Annotated in this window: 19 protein-coding genes; 6 read left to right on the top strand and 13 right to left on the bottom strand. The window is 70.1% G+C overall.

What is annotated here, in order from left to right:
- Positions 1-25: 25 nt before the first annotated feature.
- Genes WS57_RS25185 through WS57_RS25175 form a run of 3 tightly spaced genes read right to left on the bottom strand, consistent with a single transcriptional unit; the run spans position 26 to position 3034 of the window.
- Positions 26-337, bottom strand: a complete 312-nt coding sequence (locus WS57_RS25185) for a hypothetical protein (RefSeq protein ID WP_009691634.1) — start codon at positions 335-337, stop codon at positions 26-28.
- On the bottom strand, positions 337-1695 hold the full coding sequence (locus WS57_RS25180) for an acyclic terpene utilization AtuA family protein (protein ID WP_069244979.1): 1359 nt from the start codon (positions 1693-1695) through the stop codon (positions 337-339). The genes WS57_RS25185 and WS57_RS25180 overlap by 1 nt, the downstream gene beginning before the upstream one ends.
- A gap of 40 nt (positions 1696-1735) precedes the next feature.
- Positions 1736-3034 carry a CitMHS family transporter gene (locus WS57_RS25175; protein WP_009691636.1) on the bottom strand — a complete coding sequence of 433 codons (1299 nt, stop codon included), beginning with the start codon at positions 3032-3034 and terminating at the stop codon, positions 1736-1738.
- A gap of 97 nt (positions 3035-3131) precedes the next feature.
- Here WS57_RS25175 and WS57_RS25170 point away from each other — a divergent pair, with 97 nt between their 5' ends.
- Positions 3132-4025 (top strand): LysR family transcriptional regulator, encoded by an 894-nt coding sequence (locus WS57_RS25170; RefSeq protein WP_069244978.1) that lies wholly within the window; start codon positions 3132-3134, stop codon positions 4023-4025.
- A gap of 57 nt (positions 4026-4082) precedes the next feature.
- On the opposite strand, the gene WS57_RS25165 is transcribed toward WS57_RS25170, so the two are convergent.
- Positions 4083-4676: a flavin reductase family protein gene (locus tag WS57_RS25165; protein WP_040127164.1), complete on the bottom strand. Its 594-nt coding sequence runs from the start codon at positions 4674-4676 to the stop codon at positions 4083-4085.
- A gap of 233 nt (positions 4677-4909) precedes the next feature.
- Here WS57_RS25165 and WS57_RS25160 point away from each other — a divergent pair, with 233 nt between their 5' ends.
- Entirely contained in the window at positions 4910-5707 is a 798-nt protein-coding gene (locus tag WS57_RS25160) for a carboxymuconolactone decarboxylase family protein (RefSeq protein ID WP_069245481.1), read from the top strand.
- 15 nt (positions 5708-5722) lie between these two features.
- Here the strand turns inward: WS57_RS25160 and WS57_RS25155 are convergent, their stop codons facing one another.
- From WS57_RS25155 to WS57_RS25140, 4 genes are all read right to left on the bottom strand, one after another.
- The gene (locus WS57_RS25155; RefSeq protein WP_059600919.1) at positions 5723-6469 is read right to left on the bottom strand and encodes a hypothetical protein; all 747 of its coding nucleotides are present in this window, start codon (positions 6467-6469) and stop codon (positions 5723-5725) included.
- Positions 6470-6492: 23 nt separating this feature from the next.
- Positions 6493-9021: a TonB-dependent siderophore receptor gene (locus WS57_RS25150; RefSeq protein WP_069244977.1), complete on the bottom strand. Its 2529-nt coding sequence runs from the start codon at positions 9019-9021 to the stop codon at positions 6493-6495.
- Positions 9022-9121: 100 nt separating this feature from the next.
- The gene (locus WS57_RS25145) at positions 9122-10108 is read right to left on the bottom strand and encodes a FecR domain-containing protein (RefSeq protein ID WP_059518380.1); all 987 of its coding nucleotides are present in this window, start codon (positions 10106-10108) and stop codon (positions 9122-9124) included.
- A gap of 3 nt (positions 10109-10111) precedes the next feature.
- Positions 10112-10621: a sigma-70 family RNA polymerase sigma factor gene (locus tag WS57_RS25140; RefSeq protein ID WP_059518382.1), complete on the bottom strand. Its 510-nt coding sequence runs from the start codon at positions 10619-10621 to the stop codon at positions 10112-10114.
- A gap of 633 nt (positions 10622-11254) precedes the next feature.
- Between WS57_RS25140 and WS57_RS25130 the strand changes: the two genes are divergently transcribed.
- Both WS57_RS25130 and WS57_RS25125 read left to right on the top strand, forming a co-directional pair.
- Positions 11255-12415: a porin gene (locus WS57_RS25130; protein ID WP_009692488.1), complete on the top strand. Its 1161-nt coding sequence runs from the start codon at positions 11255-11257 to the stop codon at positions 12413-12415.
- Positions 12416-12835: 420 nt separating this feature from the next.
- Positions 12836-14080 (top strand): transglycosylase SLT domain-containing protein, encoded by a 1245-nt coding sequence (locus WS57_RS25125; protein ID WP_059518384.1) that lies wholly within the window; start codon positions 12836-12838, stop codon positions 14078-14080.
- A gap of 13 nt (positions 14081-14093) precedes the next feature.
- Here WS57_RS25125 and WS57_RS25120 read toward each other — a convergent pair whose 3' ends face one another.
- On the bottom strand, positions 14094-14414 hold the full coding sequence (locus WS57_RS25120; RefSeq protein WP_059518386.1) for a hypothetical protein: 321 nt from the start codon (positions 14412-14414) through the stop codon (positions 14094-14096).
- Between the two features lie 84 nt (positions 14415-14498).
- Positions 14499-15245, bottom strand: a complete 747-nt coding sequence (locus tag WS57_RS25115) for a MipA/OmpV family protein (RefSeq protein WP_040127156.1) — start codon at positions 15243-15245, stop codon at positions 14499-14501.
- Positions 15246-15490: 245 nt separating this feature from the next.
- On the opposite strand from WS57_RS25115, the gene WS57_RS25110 reads away from it, so the two are divergent.
- Complete coding sequence (locus tag WS57_RS25110; RefSeq protein WP_059518390.1) at positions 15491-16216, top strand: response regulator transcription factor; 726 nt, start codon at positions 15491-15493, stop codon at positions 16214-16216.
- On the top strand, positions 16217-17602 hold the full coding sequence (locus WS57_RS25105; protein ID WP_069244975.1) for an ATP-binding protein: 1386 nt from the start codon (positions 16217-16219) through the stop codon (positions 17600-17602). It begins immediately after the preceding gene.
- 39 nt (positions 17603-17641) lie between these two features.
- On the opposite strand, the gene WS57_RS25100 is transcribed toward WS57_RS25105, so the two are convergent.
- Genes WS57_RS25100 through WS57_RS25090 form a run of 3 tightly spaced genes read right to left on the bottom strand, consistent with a single transcriptional unit; the run spans position 17642 to position 20495 of the window.
- On the bottom strand, positions 17642-18700 hold the full coding sequence (locus tag WS57_RS25100) for a FecCD family ABC transporter permease (protein ID WP_059600932.1): 1059 nt from the start codon (positions 18698-18700) through the stop codon (positions 17642-17644).
- The gene (locus tag WS57_RS25095; RefSeq protein ID WP_081337665.1) at positions 18697-19722 is read right to left on the bottom strand and encodes an ABC transporter substrate-binding protein; all 1026 of its coding nucleotides are present in this window, start codon (positions 19720-19722) and stop codon (positions 18697-18699) included. The genes WS57_RS25100 and WS57_RS25095 overlap by 4 nt, the downstream gene beginning before the upstream one ends.
- Positions 19719-20495 (bottom strand): ABC transporter ATP-binding protein, encoded by a 777-nt coding sequence (locus WS57_RS25090; RefSeq protein WP_069245479.1) that lies wholly within the window; start codon positions 20493-20495, stop codon positions 19719-19721. Before WS57_RS25090 ends, WS57_RS25095 begins: the two co-directional genes overlap by 4 nt.
- Between the last annotated feature and the right edge of the window lie 8 nt (positions 20496-20503).

Raw genomic sequence — 20503 nt, 5'->3', positions numbered from 1 at the left:
GCCGCGGCCGGGCGGCACCGGACCCCTACGCGGGGTCCGGCACATCGATCGCGAGCAGCGCCGAGCTGACCGACTTGCCGTGCGCGTCGAGCGCGAGCGAGCGCGTGACGCCGCCGCCGAGCGCATCGCGCAGCACGAAGTTGAACGCGCCGAGCGCCGGCAGCTCGTACCGCACGACGTCGCCGTGCACGATGCCGGCGAGCCATGCCTTCACCGTATCGGCGCCCAGGTGCGTGCGCAGGTGCGCGTAGTGGCGCGGATCGCGGCAGATCACCGACACGTTCAGCGTATTGCCCTTGTCGCCCGTGCGCGCATGCGCGAGTTCACGCAGCTTCATCACGCCTCCACGAAAGAAAACGACGGCTGCACCGCATCGCGCGGCAACAGCACCGACTGCACCGCGATCACCTCGCGGGTCGACTTGAACGCGCCGCCGCCGCCGGCCGGCCCGTTGGTATACAGCGTCTCGACCTCGTTGCCGATGCGCGCCGCCTCGTCGGCGCTCGCCGCGCGGCCGGCCACCCGCACGCGCACCTCGGCCGGCTCGCCGCGCGCTGCCGATGCGGTCTCGCCATACAGCGAATCGACGCCGATCAGGTCGAAGCGCAATTCGGTCGCGGCGACCCGCGTCAACGCAAGCCGCTCGCGCACGATCTCGAGCGCGAGCCGCGCACGCGCGAGCGCACCGGGGCCGCCGTACGAAATCTGCCCTTCGCCGATATGCCCGTCGAGATACGCGACCGACGCCTTCAGCGTATCGGGCCGCGCGGCGCCGCGCCCGCCCGTCACGCGCACGCGGTCCGGCGCCTCCTCCACGACGGCCGCCTGCGTGAAATCGGCGACCACGTCGGGCTGCAGATAGCGGCCCGGATCGTGGATCTCGTACAGCAGCTGCTCCTTGCAGGTCGCCGCGCTGACGCGGCCGCCCGCGTGCGGCACCTTGGTGATCACGACCGCGCCGTCGGCCTCGACCTCGCCGATCGGAAACCCGAGCCGCGCGAGATCCGGCACGTCCTTGTATCCGGGATCGGCGAAATAGCCGCCCGTCACCTGCCCCGCGCATTCGAGCAGATGGCCGACCAGCGTCGCCTGCCCGAGCCTGTCCCAGTCGTCCATGCGCCAGCCGAACGCGTGGATCAGCGGCGCCGCGAACAGCGACGGATCGGCGACGCGGCCGGTCAGCACGACGTCCGCGCCGGCCGCCAGCGCATCGACGAGCGGCGCGGCGCCGAGATACGCGTTCGCGGCCACGATGCGGTCGCGATACGAGGCGACTTCGTCGCCCGACTCCTCGAAACGGAACGCGCCGCGCAGCACGACGTCGAGCACGTCGTCGCCCTCGACTGCCGCGACCTTCAGCGACGCGAAGCCGAGCGCGCGCGCGATCTGCGCGGTGCGCCGCGCGGCCGCGCGCGGGTTGGCCGCGCCCATGTTCGACACGATGCGCACGCCCTTCGGTACGGCAACCGGCAGCACCGCGCGCATCCGCGCGTCGAGCAGCGGATCGTAGCCGAGCGCCGGATCCTTGCGCCGCGCCTGCTGCGCGATCGCGATCGTGCGCTCGGCCAGGCATTCGAACACGAGATAGTCGAGCTGCCCGTGCTCGGCCAGCTCGACCGCGGGCTCGATGCGGTCGCCCGAGTAGCCGGCGCCCGCGCCGATGCGCACGCGCCGTGCGGGTTGGGTTGCGGTCATGTGTGCCCCGTCATTCGTCAACGATTGCGATCCATGCGGATCAAAAGATGCCCAGCGCGACGCAGGCGATCGTCATCACGATCGATGCGCCGAACAGCAGCGGGAACGTGAATTTCTGGTGCTCGGCCAGCTCGATCCCGCACAGGCCGACGACGAGGAACGTCGCGGGCGTCAGCGGGCTGACCGGGAAGCCCGTCGTCATCTGGCCGAGCAGCGCCGCCTGCCCGACGTGCAGGGCCGGCACGCCGAACTGGCCGGCCACCTCCGCGATCACCGGCAGCACGCCGAAATAGAACGAGTCGGGATCGAACAGCAGGCTGAGCGGCATCGACGCGATGCCGAGCGCGACCGGAATGTGGCCGGCCATCGACGGCGGCACGAAGCCGACCGCCGCCTGCGCCATCGCCTTCAGCATGCCGCTGCCCTGCATGATGCCGGTAAACACGCCGGCCGCGAGCAGGATGCCGGCCATCATCAGCGCCGCGCGCGCATGCGCGTCGATGCGCTTTCTCTGCATGTCGACGTCGGGGTAGTTGACCATCAGCGCGATGCACAGCCCGACCATGAACATGATCGCCGGCGGAATCTTCTCGCCCATCACGACCATCGTGCCGAGCACGACGAGCGTCAGCACGAGGTTGAACCAGAACAGGTGCGGCCGGCGCAGCGCCTGCTCGTCGGGCGTCAGTTCGCGCTTCGGCAGCGGAATCGACGCGTCGCCGTGCGCGAGCCCGAGCCGCTTCTCCTCGCGCCGGCCGAGCCAGTACGCGACGCCGAACACGAACGCAAGGCCGATCGCCTGCACCGGAATCAGCGGGTTGAACAGCGCCGACACCGGCAGGTGCAGCGAGGCGGACGCACGAATCATCGGCCCCGTCCACGGCAGGAAGTTGATGCCGGCGGCCATCGACACGGCCGCGGCGAGCACGCGCCGGTCCATGTTCAGCCGGTCGTAGAGCGGCAGCACGGCCGGAATCGTCACCAGGAAGCAGACGGCGCCCGAGCCGTCGAGATGGATCAGCAGCGCGAGCAGCGTCGTGCCCGTCACGATCCGCGTCGGCCGCGTACCGACCGCGCGCAGGATGCGGTCGATGATCGGGTCGAGCGTGCCGGCATCGGTGATCGTGCCGAAATAGAGGATCGCGAACACGAACATCGCGACGACGGGCGCGAGCCCCTTCAGCCCGTCGACGACGAACTTGCTGGTCTGCAGCCCGAACCCGCCGAGCAGCGACGCGGCGATCGGCACGACGATCAGCGCGACCAGCGGCGACATGCGCTTCGACAGGATCGCGGCGAGCAGCACGACGATCGTGGCAAGCCCGAGTAACGGCAGCATCGGTGTCTCCTACCTTGTCTTTTGTTGGAGACGAGCGTAAGGTCGGCGCAGCGATAGCACAATTGAAATGATTTGATCGCAGCAATCACGAACCGTTATGGATCTGAATCTTCGCGACATTCGCGCGTTCGTCACCGTCGCGCAGGCCGGCAACTTCACGCGCGCGGCCGCGCGCCTGCACCTGTCGCAGCCCGCGCTGACCGTGCAGATCCGGCGGCTCGAGGAAATCGTCGGCGCGCGGCTGTTCGACCGCAACAGCCGCAGCGTCGCGCTCACGCAGACCGGACGCGAACTGCTGCCGCTGCTGCAGCGCTCGCTCGACGACATGGAGCGCGTGCTGCGCGATGCACGCGCGCTTGGCGAAGGCGCGAGCGGCACGGTGCGGCTCGCCTGCCTGCCGACCTTCGCGTCGAGCGTGCTGCCCGAGCTGATCCAGTCGTTCCGGCGCGACGTGCCGCGCGCGCGCTTCGAGATCCGCGACGGCGTCGCGAGTCTCGTCACCGCGCTGGTGCGCAACGAGGAAGCCGATCTCGGGCTGACCGGCGGCGATGCGTTCGATCCGTCGCTGGAGGTGCTGTATACGGGCGCCGACCGGCTCGTGGCCGTGTGCCCGCGGGATCATCCGCTCGCGCGCAAGCGCCGCGTGGCGACCGCCGACCTCGCCGGCGTGCCGCTCGTACTGACTGCGCGCGGCACGAGCGTGCGCAGCGTCGTCGATGCGGCGCTGGATGCGGCCGGCTGCGCGCCCGACATCGCGTGCGAGCCGACCTACATGATGACGGCCGTCGCAATGGTGCGCGGCGGCCTCGGCGTGACGATCCTGCCCGCGACGGCGCGCGAGGTGCGCGCGGAGCCGGAGCTGGTCGCAAAGCCGATCGACGACGACGCCTTCGTGCGGCCGATCGCGCTCGTCTGCAAGCGCGGCCGCACGCTGCCGCGCGTCGCGCAAGCGTTCATCGAATCGATGCTGTCGCAATTGCGGCGCACGTGAGCGGCGCGGCCGGCGGCGCGCCGCGTGATGCGTTCGCCGCGCGGCCGTTCCCGCCGTTCATTGCGCGTCCGGCTTGCCCGTGTCGACCGTCAGCGACTCGCCGATCGCATAGAAGTTGCCGCCCGCGATGTAGTGCAGGCTGCGCAGCGCGGGATCGGCCGACTCGAAATACCAGTGACCGTCGCGAAACACGCGCGTATCGGACCATGCGCCGACCACTTCGCCGATGAACAGGTCGTAGGCCTGCTGGTTGTGCGGCTCCGGGATCAGCCGGCATGCGAGCCAGCCGGAACAGCCGGCGACGAACGGCAGGTCGTGGCCCGCGACGTCGAACAGCTCGACGCCCGCGTCGCGCAGCTTGGCCGGCCGCTCGGCGAGGCTGTGGGTGCCGACCGCGTGCGTGAGCCGCAGCTGCGCGGCGGTCGGCACCTGGATCACGAACCGGCCGCTGCGCTCGACGAGCTCGCGCGTCTTCGCGGACTTGTCGAGCACGACGGTCAGCTTCGGCGGCATGAAATCCAGCGCGCACGCCCAGGCGGCGGCCATCACGTTGTCGACGCCGTCGTGACGGGCCGACACGAGCACGGTCGGGCCATGGTTGAGCAGGCGGTAGGCTTTTTCCAGCGCCACCGGCGCGATGTGACTGTCCATGCGGATTCCTTCGAGAGCGATGCGAGGCGTGCCGGCGCCCGATGCGCGCGGCGACGCTGCGCATTCTCGCATTCAATCGTCGCCGGCGTGGCGGACAGGGCGCGGCGCGGTCATTCATGAATGCGCTTCATAAGCGTATGCGAATCGCGGGGATCGATCGGCGCGGCGCTTCGGCCGACAATCGTGGCTCGCATCGCGCGTCGCGCGCCCACCCCGACGAACCGGAGCCGCGCATGAAACCGATCGCCGCGGCCATCCTGCCGCTTTCCCTGCTGCTGTCAGCCTGCACATCGATGAATACACCGCCCGTCACGTCCCGCCCCGCCGCTGCCGCCAACCCGCCCTCGCTCGCCGAGTTGGGCGCCGTCGCGCCCGCGCTCGCGCATTACGCGAGCGGCCCGCTGATGCACGACCTGTGGCAGCGCGCCGGCCTGTCGCCGCGCGATCGCAGCATCGTCACGGTGTCCGCGCTGATCGCGCGCAACCAGACGGTCGAGCTGCCGCGGCAGCTGAATCTCGCGCTCGATCACGGCGTCACGCCGCGCGAGATCGCCGAGATCGTCACGCACCTCGCGTTCTATGCGGGATGGGGCAACGCGATGGCGGCGGTGGTCGCCGCGAAGCCGGTGTTCGACGCACGCGGCATCGATCCGGCGCAGCTCGATCCGGAGCCGGAGCTGCCGCTGCCGCTCGACGCAGCGGCCGAAGCGCAACGCGCCGCCGCCGTCGAGCAACACTTCGGCACCGTCGCCCCCGGCGTGCTGCACTACACGAGCGCGCTGCTGTTCCGCGACCTGTGGCTGCGCGCCGGCCTCGCACCGCGCGAGCGCAGCCTCGTGACCGTCAGCGCGCTCGTCGCGAACGGCCAGACCGCGCAGATTCCGTATCACCTGAACCGCGCGATGGACAACGGCCTCACGCGCGAACAGGCTTCCGAGGCGCTCACGCAACTCGCGTTCCATGCCGGCTGGCCGAGCGTATTCTCGGCGATGCCGGTGTTCAGGGACGTGTTCGCCGCGCGCGGCGACTGACGCGCCGCACGCGGATCAGCGACGCCCCGCCGCCCAGTCGATCGCTGCGTCGAACAGCGCGAGCCCGGCCGGCGACAGGTTGACGAACGTGTCGTTGTCGAGGAAGAACATCACGCGGCGCGCGGGCGCGAGCGCTTCGTAATCCATCGTCGCGCCCTTCTCGTACGCGAAGATCGCGGCCTTGTCGGGCTGCCCGTACACGGTCGCGATCGTCGTCGCGCCGAGCCCGGGCTTGCCCCAGCTCATCGGCGCCTGCCTGCCGTACACGTCGGTCACGCCGGCCGGCAGCCCGGCCGCGACCGGATGCGGCGCGTTGACCAGCCACAGATAGCGCTCCTTGCCGGTTTCGCCGAAATCGACGTCGTGCCGCTTGCCCGTCATCGCGAGGTCGTCGAGCAGGTCGTTCTCCCACGTGACGAGCGGCTTGTCGAGCGTGCGCCAGCCGGGCCGCACGTTCTTCGACGATACGGTCGACGAGATCACGACCAGGTCGGCGTCGCGCGCCGCATCGGGCGTCGCGTTCTCGTCGATCAGGCGCACCGCGTAGCCGCGCTCGCCGAGATGCCGCACGACCTGTTCGTCGACCTTCAGGTTGGGGCCACGCAACTGCACGAGCATCGCGACGCGCGTGACGGCGGCCGGCGCATCGGCCGCGACGGCGCGCGCGCCGACGCCCGGGCCCGCGGCCAGCGCCAGCGCGGCGCCGGCGATTACGCGCAACGTGCGGCGGCGCGCGCCGCCGGTGTTCGGCTTCCGGTTCATCGGTATGTTCTCCGAAGGTGTGATCAGAACTGCAGCGTGGTGAGCAGCGACACCTGCCGTGCATCGCCGATCGCGACGAAATAGCGGTTCGCGCTCGACGGGTAGTACGTGCGGTTGAACAGGTTCTTCACGTTCAACTGGAACGACAGCTTCTGCTTGCCGATCCGCGTGTCGTAGGTCGCGAACGCGTCGGCGAGCACGTACGACGGCAGCGTGAAGCTGTTCGCCGAATCGCCGGGCCGCGCGCCGACGTAGCGCGTGGCCGCGCCGATGCGCAGGTCGTCGCCGCCCGCGAGCGGGCCGACGTCGTAGACGGCCGCGAGCGACGCCGTATGACGCGCGACGTTCCACAGCCGGTTGCCCGCGTAGAGCGGATCCTCGACGGTCTTCGCATCGATGTACGCATAGCTCGCGATCACGTTCACGCGCTCGCCGAGCTTGCCCGACACGTCGAGCTCGATCCCGCGCGAGCGCGCCTTGCCCGACGTGCGCCAGTCGGTCAGCTTCGTCGCGTCGTTGTACTGCGACACGAGCACGTTCTTCTTGTCGATGTTGAACAGCGCGAGCGAGCCCGTGATGCCGCCCGGCAGGTCGAGCTTGCCGCCCACCTCCCACGCGGTCGCCTGCTCGGGCGGCGTCGCGGCGTCGATCACGTAGCCGGACGCCATCGGCGCGATCGACGACGACGGCTTCAGCGACTGCGAATAGCTGCCGTACAGCGAGAACGTGTCGGTCCACTTGTAGACGACGCCCGCGCGCGGCAGCCACTTCGAGCCGCTCAGGTCGGTGTTCGCCTTGAACGGCCGGCCGCGCCCCGCGACCTGGTTGTAGGTGATGTAGCGCACGCCGCCCGAGACGATCCACTTGTCGGTCAGGTGAATCGTGTCCTGCACGAACGCGGACGCGTCGTGCAGCGTGTCGGTCTGGTCGCTGTCGCTCGCGGACACCGTACTCGACGGCGGCAGCAGCCCGTATACCGGATCGACATAGCTGAACGGCGTCTTGACGGCCTGCCGCAACATGTCCTTGCGATAGATGCGGCGGTACTCGGTGTCGAAGCCGACCTGCACGTCGTGCCGCATCCCCGCGAGCGTCAGCTTGCCGTTCACGTAGCCGATCCCGTAGCTGTCGGTGCTCAGCGAGCCGTGCGTCGCGTCGTTGCTGCGCGACAGCGTGCCCGTCACCGGATCGACGCCGGTCGTGCGCAGCTGGTTCGCATCGTAGGTCTCGCGGTTGTAGCTGTAGCCGAAATGCGCGCTCCAGTCCGCGTCGAACTGGTGATCGACGCTCAGCTGCGCGAGATGCGATTCGCCGTCCATGTTGTTGAACGGCTCGTCGATGCGCCGCCGCGCCGGAATGTCGAGCGGCGCGTTGGTGCGCGGGTCGAGCGCGGTGCCGCGGTCGAACGGCGAGTGGAATTTCCGGTACTCGTACGACACCACGACTTGCGTGTCGCGCCCGTACCATGCGAGCGACGGCGCGACGAAGGTCTGCCGGTATTCGCCGAAATTGCGCCAGTACTGCTCGTTCGACTGGTCGACGATCAGCCGGTACGCGAGCCGCGAATCGCCGATCGGGCCGGTCGAATCGAACGTCGCGCTGCCGCCGTTCTTGCCGTGCCCGAATGTCGACGCGCCGAGCGAAACCGCGTTGTAGCGCGTGAGCTGCGGCTGCTTGCTGACGACGTTGACGACGCCGCCCGGGTCCATCAGCCCGTACAGCAGCGCCGTCGGTCCCTTCAGCACCTCGACGCTGTCGGTCGCCGCGTTGAACGAGCGCCCCTGCACGACCGGCATCCCGTTGTGCATGATCGAGCCGTCGCGGTTGTCGCCGAAGCCGCGCTTCATGATCGTGTCCTGCGTGCCCGCGAGCGTGTTGCCCTGCGTGATGCCGCTGACGTTGCCGAGCGCATCGTCGAGATTGCGCGGGCGCTGGTCGCGCAGCACCTGTGCGGGCACGATGGCGACGGCCTGCGCGGTGTCGAGCAGCGGCGTCTCCGCGCGCAACACGCCCGCTTCCTTCGGCGGCCGGTAGCTTTCCGCGCGCAGCGTGGTGCTGCGCACGGCGATCGCCGGCAGTTCGGTCCCGCCGTCCGCATCGGTCGCCGCAGACGGCGCGGCCGAACCGTTCGCGCGCATCAGCGTGTAGCCGCCGCCCGGCTGTCGCAGCGCGAAGAGCCCCGTGCCGGCCAGCAGCCGATCGAGCGCACCGTCGACGTCGAACCGGCCGTGCACGCCGCCGCTCGTCAGGCCGGCCGTCAGCTCGGCCGGGAACGCGAGCAGAATGCCCGCGTCGCGTCCGAAGCGGTTGAGCGCCCCTTCGAGCGGGCCGGCCGGGATGTCGAAACTGCGACGCGGCGCGCGCTGCGCGGCGGGCGACGCGTCGGCGTCGGTATCGGCCAGCGCGGGCAACGGCAGCAGCGCCGATACCAGCACCGCGCCGGCCAGCCGGCGGGCGAAGCGATTCGAGGCGACGGCCGCGGCGCGCGAGGTGCGCGGCAACAGCCGGGCGGGCGCCGGACGGCGCCGATAGGCAAGACGGATGGAAACCATGATCGGGTGTCGTTGGACGATGGGCGAGTGCTGCTTTCACTACCCATGTCACGCGAACATCGGAAAACAGCTCAGGTCGGCGAAAAAAATTTCTGCGGGATCACGAATGCGCCGGCACGACCGTCGCCCAGTAGCGCGTCACGTACTCGACGTCGATCGGCAGGGTCGCCTTCAGCGTGTCGAGCACACGCTCGGGATCGTCGAGCGGATAGGTGCCCGAGACGCGCAGCTCGGCGACGGCGGGATCGCAGCGCAGGCGGCCGCGGCGGTAGCGGTCGAGTTCGGCGACGAGATCGGCCACGCGCATGCGCGACGCGACCAGCATCCCGGTCGTCCACGCGGATGCATACGCGTCGAGCGGCGCCGACGCACCGATCGCGTCGCGCGTGAAATCGGCGCCGTCGCCCGCCGAAACCACGCGCGCGCCGGCCGCCGCATTCGCCGGCTGCACGCGCACCGCGCCCGCGAACACCTCGACGCGCGTCGCGCCGTCGCGTTGCCGCACCGCGAAGCGCGTGCCGAGCGGCCGCAGCTCGCCCTGCTCGGTCGCGACCACCAGCGGCCGTGCGGGCGCACGGTCGTCGTGACCGCTCGTCACCATGATCGTGCCGCGCAGCAGGCGCAGGCGGCGCGCGGCCGCGTCGAAGCGCACGTCGAGCGCGGTATCGGTGTCGAGCACGACGACCGTGCGATCCGCGAGCGTCACCGTGCGCCGCTCGCCGACCGCGGTGCGCAGGTCGGCCTGCAGGATCGCCCAGCGACGCGCGGGATCGGCCATCCACACGGCGCCGCCCGCGAACAGCAGCACGGCCAGCGTCTTCACCGCGACGCGACGGCGGCCCGAACGCGGCGGCAGCAGCGCGGCGCGCGCGGCCTGCGTGTCGAGGCCGGTCGCGAGCTGGCCGAAGCGGCCCTGCATCGTTTCGATATGGCGCCACGCGGCGTCGTGCGCGGGGTCTTCCGCGCGCCAGCGCGCGAGCGCAGCCGCGAACGCGGCGTCCGTGCGGCCGGCCTGCAGGTCGACCCACCATTCGACCGCGCGGCGCGCGACCTGCGGCGCCACCGTCGGTGCTGCCGGGATCGCCATCGCTCAGGCCGCCATCGCGAAGAAACACTGCGCGCCGGCCTTCACCAGATGACGCTTGACCGTCGCGAGCGACACGCCGAGTTCGCGCGCGATCTCGGCCTGCGTGAGCCCGTCGAGCTGTGCGAGCAGGAACGCGCGCTTCGCGGCGACCGGCAGGCCGTCGAGCAGCCGGTCGATCTCGAGCAGCGTCTCGAGCAGCACGGCCCGCTCCTCCGGCGACGGCGCAACCGCTTCGGCACGCTGGGCAAGCGCATCGAGATACGCGCGTTCGAGCTGCTCGCGCCGCCAGTGGTTGAACAGCACGCGCTGCGCGACCGTGGTCAGGAACGCGCGCGGCTCGTCGGCGGCGATCGGCTCGTCGCGCGCGAGCAGCCGCATGAACGTGTCGTGCGCGAGATCGGCCGCGCGATGCGCGCAGCCGAGCTTGCGGCTCAGCCAGCCGCGCAGCCACGCATGATGGCCGGCGTACAGAACGTCGATTTCTCGATGGAGGGACAGCTTGTCAGCAGACATGGCCGGGTTCCGGGCGCTCGGGTGCGAGCGGTTTTGTAAATGAGAATGATTATTATATACAAAAGTAAACCGGCATCCGGGGGGCGATGCGCGACGACCCTGACGCTGACGCAGGCTTATCGGGATACGCAGCGGCTGTGAGGACGTCATCGAGGAACGCGGCGGTCACGCTGCGGACGACCGGTTCAACCCCGACCGTACGCCTGACCGCGACATCGCGACGTGCATGAAAAACGGGCAACCCGGAGCCCGGGCCGAAGCGGGGCTGCACCTTCTCTTTCCGATGAACGAAGGCCGCGGGCATCGCGCCATTAACATATTCACTACGCCGCTGCGCATTCAATTCATTCAATAATCCATTGACGAATCGACGACAATGCCGCCATCGGCGCAATTCAGTCGAAAATCGCGCGAAATTATAACGGAACCGGTAATTTTCAATATTGAGACAGCGGATTTGAAAAACGATTAATGCGCATTCTAAAATAATTCAAATCCCTCAATAGAGACTGCCGCAGAACGTTCCTGTCTGCTTTATGTAACAAAAGAGAATTTCATTTTTGTCGTTCCCGCTCGCGTCTGTAGTCTCCTGCCATTCCGGTTTACGAATAAAGCCATGCGCAAGGAGATGAAATGAAACGCACCCGCCTCTCTCTGATTTCCCTCGCGTCGCTCGCGGCGATGCCGGTCGCGCACGCGCAGTCGAGCGTCACGCTGTATGGCGTAATCGATACGTCGATCACTTATGTGAATCACGCGCAGGGCAAGGACAATGCGTGGCTGCTCGGCAACAGCAGCGCGGGCAACCTCGCCGGCAGCCGCTGGGGCGTCAAGGGCACTGAGGATCTCGGCGGCGGCCTGAAGGCGCTGTTCCAGCTCGAGAACGGCTTCGACCCGAGCAACGGGCGCCTGGGCCAGAGCGGCCGGATGTTCGGCCGCCAGGCATTCGTCGGCCTGACGAGCGAGCGCCTCGGCACGGTCACGCTCGGCCGCCAGTACGATCCGCTCGTCGACCTCGTGCAGGGCATCACCGCCGACAACTATCTCGGCAGCGCGTTCGCGACGCCGGGCGACGTCGACAACTACGACAACAGCTTCCGCGTCGACAACGCGGTGAAGTACACGTCGCCGCTGATCTCGGGCCTGCAGTTCTCGGCGATGTACTCGTTCGGCGGCATCGCAGGCAGCACCGGCTCCGCGCAGTCGTACTCGGCGGCCGTGTCGTACAGCAACGGCCCGCTGAGCGTCGCGGGCGGCTACTTCCACGCGACCAACAGCCCCGCGTCGAACGGCCTGCGCGACGGCTGGACCAGCTCGTCGGACGGCACCTTCGACGGGCCGATCAACAACGGATACGCGAGCGCGCACTCGATCGGCATCGCGCGTGTCGCGGGCCAGTACGTGGCCGGCCCGTTCACGTTCGGGCTCGGCTACAGCAACGCGCAGTACCGGCGCGACGCCAGCTCGGTGTTCGGCTCGAACGAGCACTACAACACCGGGCAAGGCTTCGTGAACTACCAGGCGACCAACGCGCTGCTGGTCGGCGTCGGTTACAGCTACACGCGCTCGGGCGGCGACACGTCGGCGACCTATCACCAGGTGTCGGCCGGCGCGGACTACAGCCTGTCGAAGCGCACCGACGTCTATCTGACCGCCGCATACCAGCATGCGAGCGGTGAGACCGGCGACGGCCACGGCGGCGCGATGGCCGCGCAGGCGTCGATCGGCTCGTACGGCTACGCGGGCACCAGCTCGCAGACGATCGTCAACCTCGGCCTGCGTCACCGCTTCTGATCCCGCGCGGCCGGCCGCGCACGCCGGCCGCCGCGTTCGTCGGCAAGGCCTCGCGGCTGCGGCCGCGCTCGCGCGCGGGTCGATCGCGAACGGCGGAGTGTGCGGGCCGCGCTCCGCCCGCCCTCCGCCCTCCGCTCGTCGCCAAAACCGAGCCACCCGCAGCCGCGCTGACCCGCAGCCCGCACCGCGTGATACCCGCGCCGCAACGATGCCGCGCATTGCTTCGCAGCAGGGAACGCCTCGATGGTTTTCGCCCGACGGGCGGCCATTTTTACCGATCGGCGGCGTCCCGCCGCCTGTCCCGCGCGTGCGCAAATGCAAAGGAAAGTTTGACGCGAGCCATTTGTCTGCGCGCTATGGCACACTTCGCGTCTGCGTAATTTCCTTGCACCGGGCGGCCGGATCCCGCCCCATCCTGCCATGCCGTGTCAGACAGTCCGTTCGCTCAGCCGTGAAACGCTGAAAATCGCCTCGACGCTCGCGATCTCGGCCGCGTTGCACGGCGTCGCGCGGGCCGACTGTCTCGATGACGCGGCCGCGTTCCAGCATGTGAGCGTCAGCCTGCTGCGCGGCATCGCGCAGGTCGAGTCGGGCATGAATCCGAATGCCGTCAATACCAACACGAACGGCACGGTCGACATCGGCCTGATGCAGATCAACAGCACCTGGCTGCCGACGCTCGCGCGCGAAGGCATCACGCAGCAGAGCCTGTTCGACGCGTGCACCAATGCCTATGTCGGCGCGTGGATCCTGTCGCAGAACATCCGCCAGCTCGGCCCGAACTGGAACGCGATCGGCGCATACAACTCCGCGTCGCCCGACAAGCGCCTCGTGTATGCACGCAAGGTCTATGATGCAATCCGGACCATGCCGGATTCGCCGGATACTCCCATGCCCATCCTTCCGCCGTCCTTCACGCCGCCGCAACAGGCGTACAACCCGTTCGCGAGCCTGAGCGCGCCGGCGCCGCAGGTGACGCGCCCGCGCACCATCGCGTCGCCCGCGGCGATACCCGCCGCGCCGCCGCCAGGCGGCCCGGCCGGCCCCGCCGGCACGTACAACTTCGGGTGGACGGTCACCGGCGCGGACCAGGCGAAACCGACCCAGGTGTTCGACGACGGCGCGCGGATCTACGTGCAGTTCAGCGACATGAAGCATGTGCCGGCGATCTTCACCGAAACGTCGGCCGGACGCGTGCTGATGTCGTGGGAGCTGCAGTTTCCGTACGCCGTCCTGACGCGTCCCGCGCAAACGTTAATCTTCCAGCTCGGGCCGTTCGAGGCGCGCGCGCAGCGCGGCGGCGCGGGCGCGGCCGGCGCGACCGCGCAGGCCGGCACGGCGCCGCCGCAGCCGGCCACGACGTCGGCGTCGCCGGCGTCGAAAAAAGCCACGGAGACGGCCGCCCGGGCCGCGACGAACGCGGCAGGCAAGCGCACGGCGTCGATCGACGCCCTCTGGTATCTGAACACACCGTCGACGTCGGGCACCGCGTCGACGACCAGCACCGCCGAAGCGGCCAATACGCCGAGCACGGCGAACCTGCCCGCCACGTGGCCGACGGCCGTGACCTCCGCCACGCCGCCCGCCGCGACGACTCAGCCGCCGGCCGCGACGAAATCGCCGTCGCGCGCCAGCACGGACGCGCTCTGGTACATCTCGAAGTAACGCGCGCGCGGCGTCAGCCGCGCCACACCCGGCTCACCTTGCCGTCGCGAATGCCGAGATTGCGGCGCTCCGCACGGTAGTCCATCGTGCCCGGCAGCGACTTGCCGTCGCGTTCGAGCACGCGCCACAGGCAGCCGTCCAGCAGCGCCGTCGCATCGGCCTCGGTCTTGCCGACCAGCGCGTCGTCCGGCGCGGCGTCGGCCTTGCATGCATGCGGCGCGCCGGCCTGGCCGGCCGCATTTCCCGCGTTCGTGTCGTTCGTGTTCATGTCCGCACATCCTGCAAAGGTTGCGCATGCAACGACTCCAATCACCGTCGCGATCGTTCGCTTCATCGTCGATTTCTCCTTGTCTGGCCCGCTACCGGCGCCGCCTGCATGTTACCGCACGCCGGAGCATCGACATCGACCGCCGCTCGCTCAGAACCGATAGCTGACGCCGGCCATGCCGAAGCAGTTGCTGCGCGACTGCACGATCGGGCTGTCCCCGTAGCGGCCGAGCAGGCGCGTGACGCCGGCCGTCGCATGCATCGACCAGTGCTGCGACAGGCTCCAGTTCCACGCGACCGACATCGACGCGCTGTCGATCCCGCCGCCGGTCGAATACGGCCGGAACCGGCTCGCCGCCGCCTGCGCGTCGGTGACGCCGTAGAAGGTCTGCGTATAGCGTCCGGTGCCCGCGTGCACGCTGCCCGTCACGACGATTTCATGCTGCGCGCGCTTGAACACGGGCACTGCGAGATCGACGTGCCCCGACACGCCGCGCGACGTGTGCGTGACGGGCGTGTCGAGCGCGACGCTCAGCGTGGCGCCGCCGGACAAGGTCACGCCCGCGCGCACGCCCACCAGCACCGAGCCCGGAATCCGCCCCATCCCCTTCAGGTGGTCGGAGCCCGGCAGGTCGAAGCGGTTCTCGTCCGCGCGGCCGGGATCGTAGTCCACCGCCGCGGACACGAATACGCCGTGCGGCAGATCGAGCCGATAGCCGGCGCCGTCGGGCGCGCCGATGAAAAACCCGTTGCCGAAGGTCGCCGAAAACGACGGCGCGACGATGCCGCGATACTGGCTGCTGCCCTGATAGCGCGGGGCGAAGCCGCTGTCGAGCGAGATCGTGTATTCGTTTTCCGCGTGAGCGGCGGCGGCGAGGGCCAGGCCGGCGAGCGGCATGCAATAGCAGTAGCGAGGGAGAGTTGGACGCACGGTATCGGATTCCGGGTGAAGGAGCCCGGAGTCTAGGAGCCGGCGCGCGCCGAATCTGTCCCGAAACTGCGGGGAATCTGTGCTTAATTGTGTTCGATTGTCCGTGAGTGTTGCGGCGTGGCCCTGCCCGTCGCGACCGCGGATAGAATGCCCGTGCCGCGCCGCATGCCAGCCGTTCGCGCATGCGGCGACGCGCGCATTCCGGGGAGACCATGAACGAAGATCCGCTCAAACACCGCGTGCTGCTGATCGAGGACGACGACCGCCTCGCGCAGCTCGTCCGCGAATACCTGGACAGCTACGAGTTCGCGGTGACGGTCGTGCGCCGCGGCGACCTGGCCGTCGCGGCGGTGCGCGAGCATCGCCCCGCGCTCGTGATACTCGACCTGATGCTGCCGAACCTCGACGGGATGGAAGTGTGCCGGCGCATCCGCGCGTTCACCCATGTGCCGGTGCTGATCCTGACCGCGCGCGCGGACGTCTACGACCAGATCGCCGGCCTCGAGACCGGCGCCGACGACTACGTGACGAAGCCGATCGAGCCGCGCGTGCTGGTCGCGCGCGCCCGCGCGCTGCTGCGCCGCACGCAGCCGGCCGAGACGGGCCCGCGCCCCGCCGCGCCCGAGGCGCTCGTGTTCGGCGAGCTGACGATTTCGCCGCCGAACCGCACGGTCACCTGGCGCGGCCAGCCGGTCGACCTGAAGACGGCCGAGTTCAACCTGCTGCTGATCCTTGCGCGTGCGGCCGGCACCGTGCTGAGCCGCGACGACATCCTGAAGCAGTTGCGCGGCATCGAATTCGACGGGCTCGACCGCTCGGTCGACTCCGGCATCTCGAAGCTGCGCCGCCGCTTCGAGGACGCATCGTCGGAGCCGCACAAGATCAAGACGATCTGGGGCCGCGGCTATCTGTTCAGCCCTTCCGCCTGGGACGAATAAATGCTGCGCCCGCTGATCAGGCTGTACCTCATCGTGATCGTGTTCGTCGCGGCATCGATCGTCTTCATCCAGCTTTCGTTCGACCGGATCTTCTACGAGCGCGGCGCACAGGCGCAGCGCGATTCGCTCACGACCTATGCGTTCGTGCTGAACGATTACCTCGAACGCCATCCGGGCGCGCAGCGCACGCTTGCGCTGCGCGAGCTCGCGCGACACGGCAACGAGGGCTTCCGCTTCGTCTCGATGGCCGAAGCGCGCGCGCAACTGAGCGGCGCGCCGCTGCGCGACCTCGACAGCGGCAAGATCGCGATCAGCTACGACGGCAAGGATTACTACATGCCGCTCGCGGACGGTTCCGTGCTGTACGCGCATCCGGCCGAAGCGTTCGATCTCGACATCCGCATCTACGCGTACGGCGTGCTCGCGATCGCGACGCTGCTGGCGGTCGTGCTGTGGACCCACCACCACTGGCGCGACCTGCGCAAGCTGCAGGCGGCCGCGCGCGCGTTCGGCGCGGGCGACCTGTCGACGCGCGTGCAGTTGTCGGGCCGCTCGAACATCGACGAGCTGTCGCAGCAGTTCAACGACATGGCCGCGCGCATCGAGGCGTCGATCAAGCAGCAGCGCGAGATGATGCACGGCATTTCTCACGAGCTGAAGACGCCGCTCGCGCGGCTCGAATTCGGCCTCGCGCTGCTCGCGGAGGCCGACGAGACGGGCCGGATGCGCGAGCGCCGCGATGCGCTGCGGCGCGACGTGCGCGAGCTCGACGAACTGGTCACCGAACTGCTGACGATCGGCCGGCTCGAACAGGGCGCCAGCGAACTCGCGCCGATGGAGATCGACGTCGACGCGCTGGTCGACAGCGTCGCGGGCAATGTCGCGAACGACGTCGCCGATCGCGGCATCCAGCTCGACGTGTCGACCGACGGCGCACCGGCGACCCATGTATGCGACCCGAAGCTCGTCGCACGCGCGCTGCTGAACCTGATCCGCAACGGCGCGCGCTATGCGTCGCGCACGGTGTGGCTCGCGGCCGCGCGCGATGCGTCGGGCGCGCTGGTGCTGAGCGTCGACGACGACGGCCCCGGCATTCCGGCCGCCGAGCGTGCACGCGTGTTCGAGCCGTTCCAGCGGCTCGACTCGAGCCGCGACCGACAGACCGGCGGCTTCGGCCTCGGGCTCGCGATCGTGCGGCGCGTCGCGATGGTGCACGGCGGCGACGTGCGGCTCGAGGATTCGCCGCTCGGCGGCGCGCGCTTCGTGATCACGCTGCCCGCGCGGAGCCTGCCCGATGCCATCGACGCCATCGACGCCATCGAGGACGCCACGGCAAGCCCGGCGCATGCACCGGCCGGCGCCGCCCTGCCCGCACCGCTGCGATAAGGCCGCCCGTCGCACGCACCGGCATGCGCGGCCCGCCGATCAGCGCCGGCGCAGCAGCGCGACGAAGAACAGGCTGCCGAACAGCGCGGTGACGATGCCGATCGGCAGATCCTCGGGCGCCGCGAGCGTGCGCGCGACCACGTCGGCCCAGACCAGCAGGATCGCGCCCGTCAGCGCGGCGACCGGCAGCAGCCGGCCATGCTCGGCGCCCACGACGCGGCGGCACAGATGCGGCGTGACGAGGCCGACGAAACCGATCGCGCCGCTCACCGCGACCATCGCACCCGTCGCAAACGACGCGATCACGAACACTTCGCGGCGCATCCGCGCGCTCGGCACGCCGAGCGCGGCCGCGGCGACATCGCCCGACATCAGCGCATTCAGCTCGCGCCGGCGCGCATACAGCGCGGCGCCGGCCAGCACCGCGCATGCGGCCGGCACCGGCAGCAGGTCCCAGCGCGCGAGCCCGACGCCGCCGAGCATCCAGAACAGCACCGCCGCGGCCGCGCGCTGGTCGCCGAGATACAGCAGCAGGTTGCCGAACGCGGCCATCATGAACGACACCGACACGCCCGCGAGCAGCAGCCGGTCCGATTCGAGCCGGCCGCGCCGGTACGCGAGCGCGACGACGCAGCCGGTCGCGGCGAGCGCGCCCGCGAATGCGGCGGCCGACAGCGTGAACGGACCGAACGCCGCACCCGACACGACCGTGACCGTCACCGCGCCCAGCATCGCGCCTGAGCTCACGCCGAGCAGATGCGGATCGGCCAGCCGGTTCGCGGTGGCCGCCTGCAACGCGACGCCGACCGCCGCCAGCGTCGCGCCGACGATCGCCGCGAGCAGCGCCCGCGGCATCCGGATCAGCCAGACGATCGCATCGTCGCCGGCGCTCCACGCGAGCGCAGGCGGGCTGCCGTGACCGAACACGTCCGCGAGGTGCGCGGCGACGATCCGCCCCGCCAGCGGCATCGCGATCGGCGCGGGGCCGAACGTCACCGACACGACGACCGACGCGACCAGCAGCACGGCGAGCGCCGGCGCCGCCATGCGCGCGTACCGGCGCGACGCGGCCATCGCGACACCGGCGCGCGCGCTCATTTCGACGGCCGCGCGAATGCGGCCGGATGCAGCGCGCGCGCCAGCGTCTCGACGGCCGCGACGTTCTCGGGGCCCGGCGTCGCCGCATCGTACGGAATCACGACGAAGCGCCGCTCGCGGATCGCGGCGACGCCCGCGAGCGCGGGCTGGCTCAGCAGGAACTGCTGCTTCTGCGCGGCCGTCACGGCCGAGTAGTCGACGATCACGATCGCCTGCGGATCGCGCGCGACGACGCTTTCCCAGCTCACCTGCGTCCAGCTGCGCGGCAGGTCGTCCATCACGTTGCGCGCGCCGGCCGCCGCCAGCAGCGCGGTCGGCATCGCGAGCGCGCCCGCCGTCATCGGCTTGTCGGTGCCGCTGTCGTAGACGAACACGCGCAGCGGCGGCGTCGCGGGCCCGAGTGCGGCCGCGACGGCCGCGAGCCGCGCGCGCATCGCGCCGACGACCTGCTCGCCGCGCGCGTCGACGCCGAAGATGCGTGCGAGGTTGCGCAAGTCGCGGAACACGTCGTCGAACGAGGCGGGCGGCCGCTTCATCACGTGCGCGCACGATTCGGTCAGCTCGTAGGCGCGGATGCCGAACGGCGCGAGCGTCGCCGGCGTCACCGGGCCGCCGACGTGCATCCCGTAGTTCCAGCCGGCCAGATAGAAATCCGCACGCGCGGCGGCCAGCACCTCGAGCGACGGATACTGGCTCGCGAGTTCGGGCACGCCGGCCAGCGCCTTCTGCAGCCGCGCGGTGCCGGTCTTCCACGCGCCGATGCCCGTATAGCCGGCCAGACGGTCCTTCAGTCCGAGCACGAGCATCATCTCGGTGAGGTTCACGTCGTTGCTGACCGCGCGCGTCGGCGCACGCTCGAAGGTCACGTCGCGATCGCAGCTGCGCACGGTGACGGGATAGGCGCCCGCGTGCGCGGCCGCGCCGGCGAACGCGGCAGCTAACGTGGCGACCCGCAGCCGGCGCAAGCGGCCGCGGGACGGGCGAGGCAGTCGAGACGAAACGGCAATCGGCATGGCGGTCATTCCGGATGAAGCGGCGTGATGCGCGGCCGGCCCGTGACCGGATGGCGATCGACGAGCGCGGCGACGCCGAACACGTCGCGCAGCAGCGCTTCGGTCAGCACGTCGGCCGGCGCGCCGGATGCGACGACCCGGCCGTGCGCGAGCACGTGAAGCCGGTCGCAATAGGCGGCCGCGAGGTTGAGATCGTGAATCGTCGCGAGCGTCGCGATGCCGATGCGGCGCACGCGCGCGAGCAGTTCGAGCTGATGGCGCAGATCGAGGTGGTTGGTCGGTTCGTCGAGCAGCAGCAGTTCGGGCTGCTGCGCAAGCGCGCGCGCCAGCAGCGCGCGCTGCTTCTCGCCGCCCGACAGCGACGCGAACGGCTGCGCACGGCGCTCGAGCAGCCCGACGTCGCGCAGCGCGGCTTCGACGATGCGGCGATCGTCGTGCGTCTCCGCCTCGAGCGGCCGCTGGTGCGGCGTGCGCCCCATCGCGACCAGTTCGTCGACCGTCAGCCCGAAATCGTCCGGCGCTTCCTGCTGCAGCACCGCGATCCGCTGCGCGACCGCGCGCGGCCGCATCCGCCATACGTCCTGCGCGTCGAGCGTCACGCAGCCCGCATCGGGACACGCATAGCGGAACACGCAGCGCAGCAGGCTCGTCTTGCCGCTGCCGTTCGGGCCGACGAGGCCGACGAACTCGCCGGCGGCCACCGTCAGCGTCACCGCGTCGAGCACCGTGACCGCCCCGCCGGGCGACCAGCTCACGCGCTCGATCTCGAGCTTCGGCGTCACGGGCGCGC

Source organism: Burkholderia pseudomultivorans (genome assembly GCF_001718415.1).
GTDB classification, from domain to species: Bacteria; Pseudomonadota; Gammaproteobacteria; order Burkholderiales; family Burkholderiaceae; genus Burkholderia; species Burkholderia pseudomultivorans_A.
Note: the sequence above shows the minus strand (reverse complement) of the source record. Positions and strands in the feature narration are given on the sequence as shown.

Excerpts from the sequence above, each read along its gene's own strand:
- WS57_RS25125 (WP_059518384.1), top strand. The coding sequence starts at position 12,836 with ATGCCGTGTCAGACAGTCCGTTCGCTCAGCCGTGAAACGCTGAAAATC.
- WS57_RS25155 (WP_059600919.1), bottom strand. The coding sequence starts at position 6,469 with ATGAACCGGAAGCCGAACACCGGCGGCGCGCGCCGCCGCACGTTGCGC.
- WS57_RS25145 (WP_059518380.1), bottom strand. The coding sequence starts at position 10,108 with ATGGCGATCCCGGCAGCACCGACGGTGGCGCCGCAGGTCGCGCGCCGC.
- WS57_RS25160 (WP_069245481.1), top strand. The coding sequence starts at position 4,910 with ATGAAACCGATCGCCGCGGCCATCCTGCCGCTTTCCCTGCTGCTGTCA.
- WS57_RS25170 (WP_069244978.1), top strand. The coding sequence starts at position 3,132 with ATGGATCTGAATCTTCGCGACATTCGCGCGTTCGTCACCGTCGCGCAG.
- WS57_RS25150 (WP_069244977.1), bottom strand. The coding sequence starts at position 9,021 with ATGGTTTCCATCCGTCTTGCCTATCGGCGCCGTCCGGCGCCCGCCCGG.
- WS57_RS25100 (WP_059600932.1), bottom strand. The coding sequence starts at position 18,700 with ATGAGCGCGCGCGCCGGTGTCGCGATGGCCGCGTCGCGCCGGTACGCG.
- WS57_RS25095 (WP_081337665.1), bottom strand. The coding sequence starts at position 19,722 with ATGACCGCCATGCCGATTGCCGTTTCGTCTCGACTGCCTCGCCCGTCC.
- WS57_RS25130 (WP_009692488.1), top strand. The coding sequence starts at position 11,255 with ATGAAACGCACCCGCCTCTCTCTGATTTCCCTCGCGTCGCTCGCGGCG.
- WS57_RS25105 (WP_069244975.1), top strand. The coding sequence starts at position 16,217 with ATGCTGCGCCCGCTGATCAGGCTGTACCTCATCGTGATCGTGTTCGTC.
- WS57_RS25185 (WP_009691634.1), bottom strand. The coding sequence starts at position 337 with ATGAAGCTGCGTGAACTCGCGCATGCGCGCACGGGCGACAAGGGCAAT.
- WS57_RS25140 (WP_059518382.1), bottom strand. The coding sequence starts at position 10,621 with ATGTCTGCTGACAAGCTGTCCCTCCATCGAGAAATCGACGTTCTGTAC.
- WS57_RS25120 (WP_059518386.1), bottom strand. The coding sequence starts at position 14,414 with ATGAAGCGAACGATCGCGACGGTGATTGGAGTCGTTGCATGCGCAACC.
- WS57_RS25165 (WP_040127164.1), bottom strand. The coding sequence starts at position 4,676 with ATGGACAGTCACATCGCGCCGGTGGCGCTGGAAAAAGCCTACCGCCTG.
- WS57_RS25110 (WP_059518390.1), top strand. The coding sequence starts at position 15,491 with ATGAACGAAGATCCGCTCAAACACCGCGTGCTGCTGATCGAGGACGAC.
- WS57_RS25175 (WP_009691636.1), bottom strand. The coding sequence starts at position 3,034 with ATGCTGCCGTTACTCGGGCTTGCCACGATCGTCGTGCTGCTCGCCGCG.
- WS57_RS25180 (WP_069244979.1), bottom strand. The coding sequence starts at position 1,695 with ATGACCGCAACCCAACCCGCACGGCGCGTGCGCATCGGCGCGGGCGCC.
- WS57_RS25115 (WP_040127156.1), bottom strand. The coding sequence starts at position 15,245 with ATGCCGCTCGCCGGCCTGGCCCTCGCCGCCGCCGCTCACGCGGAAAAC.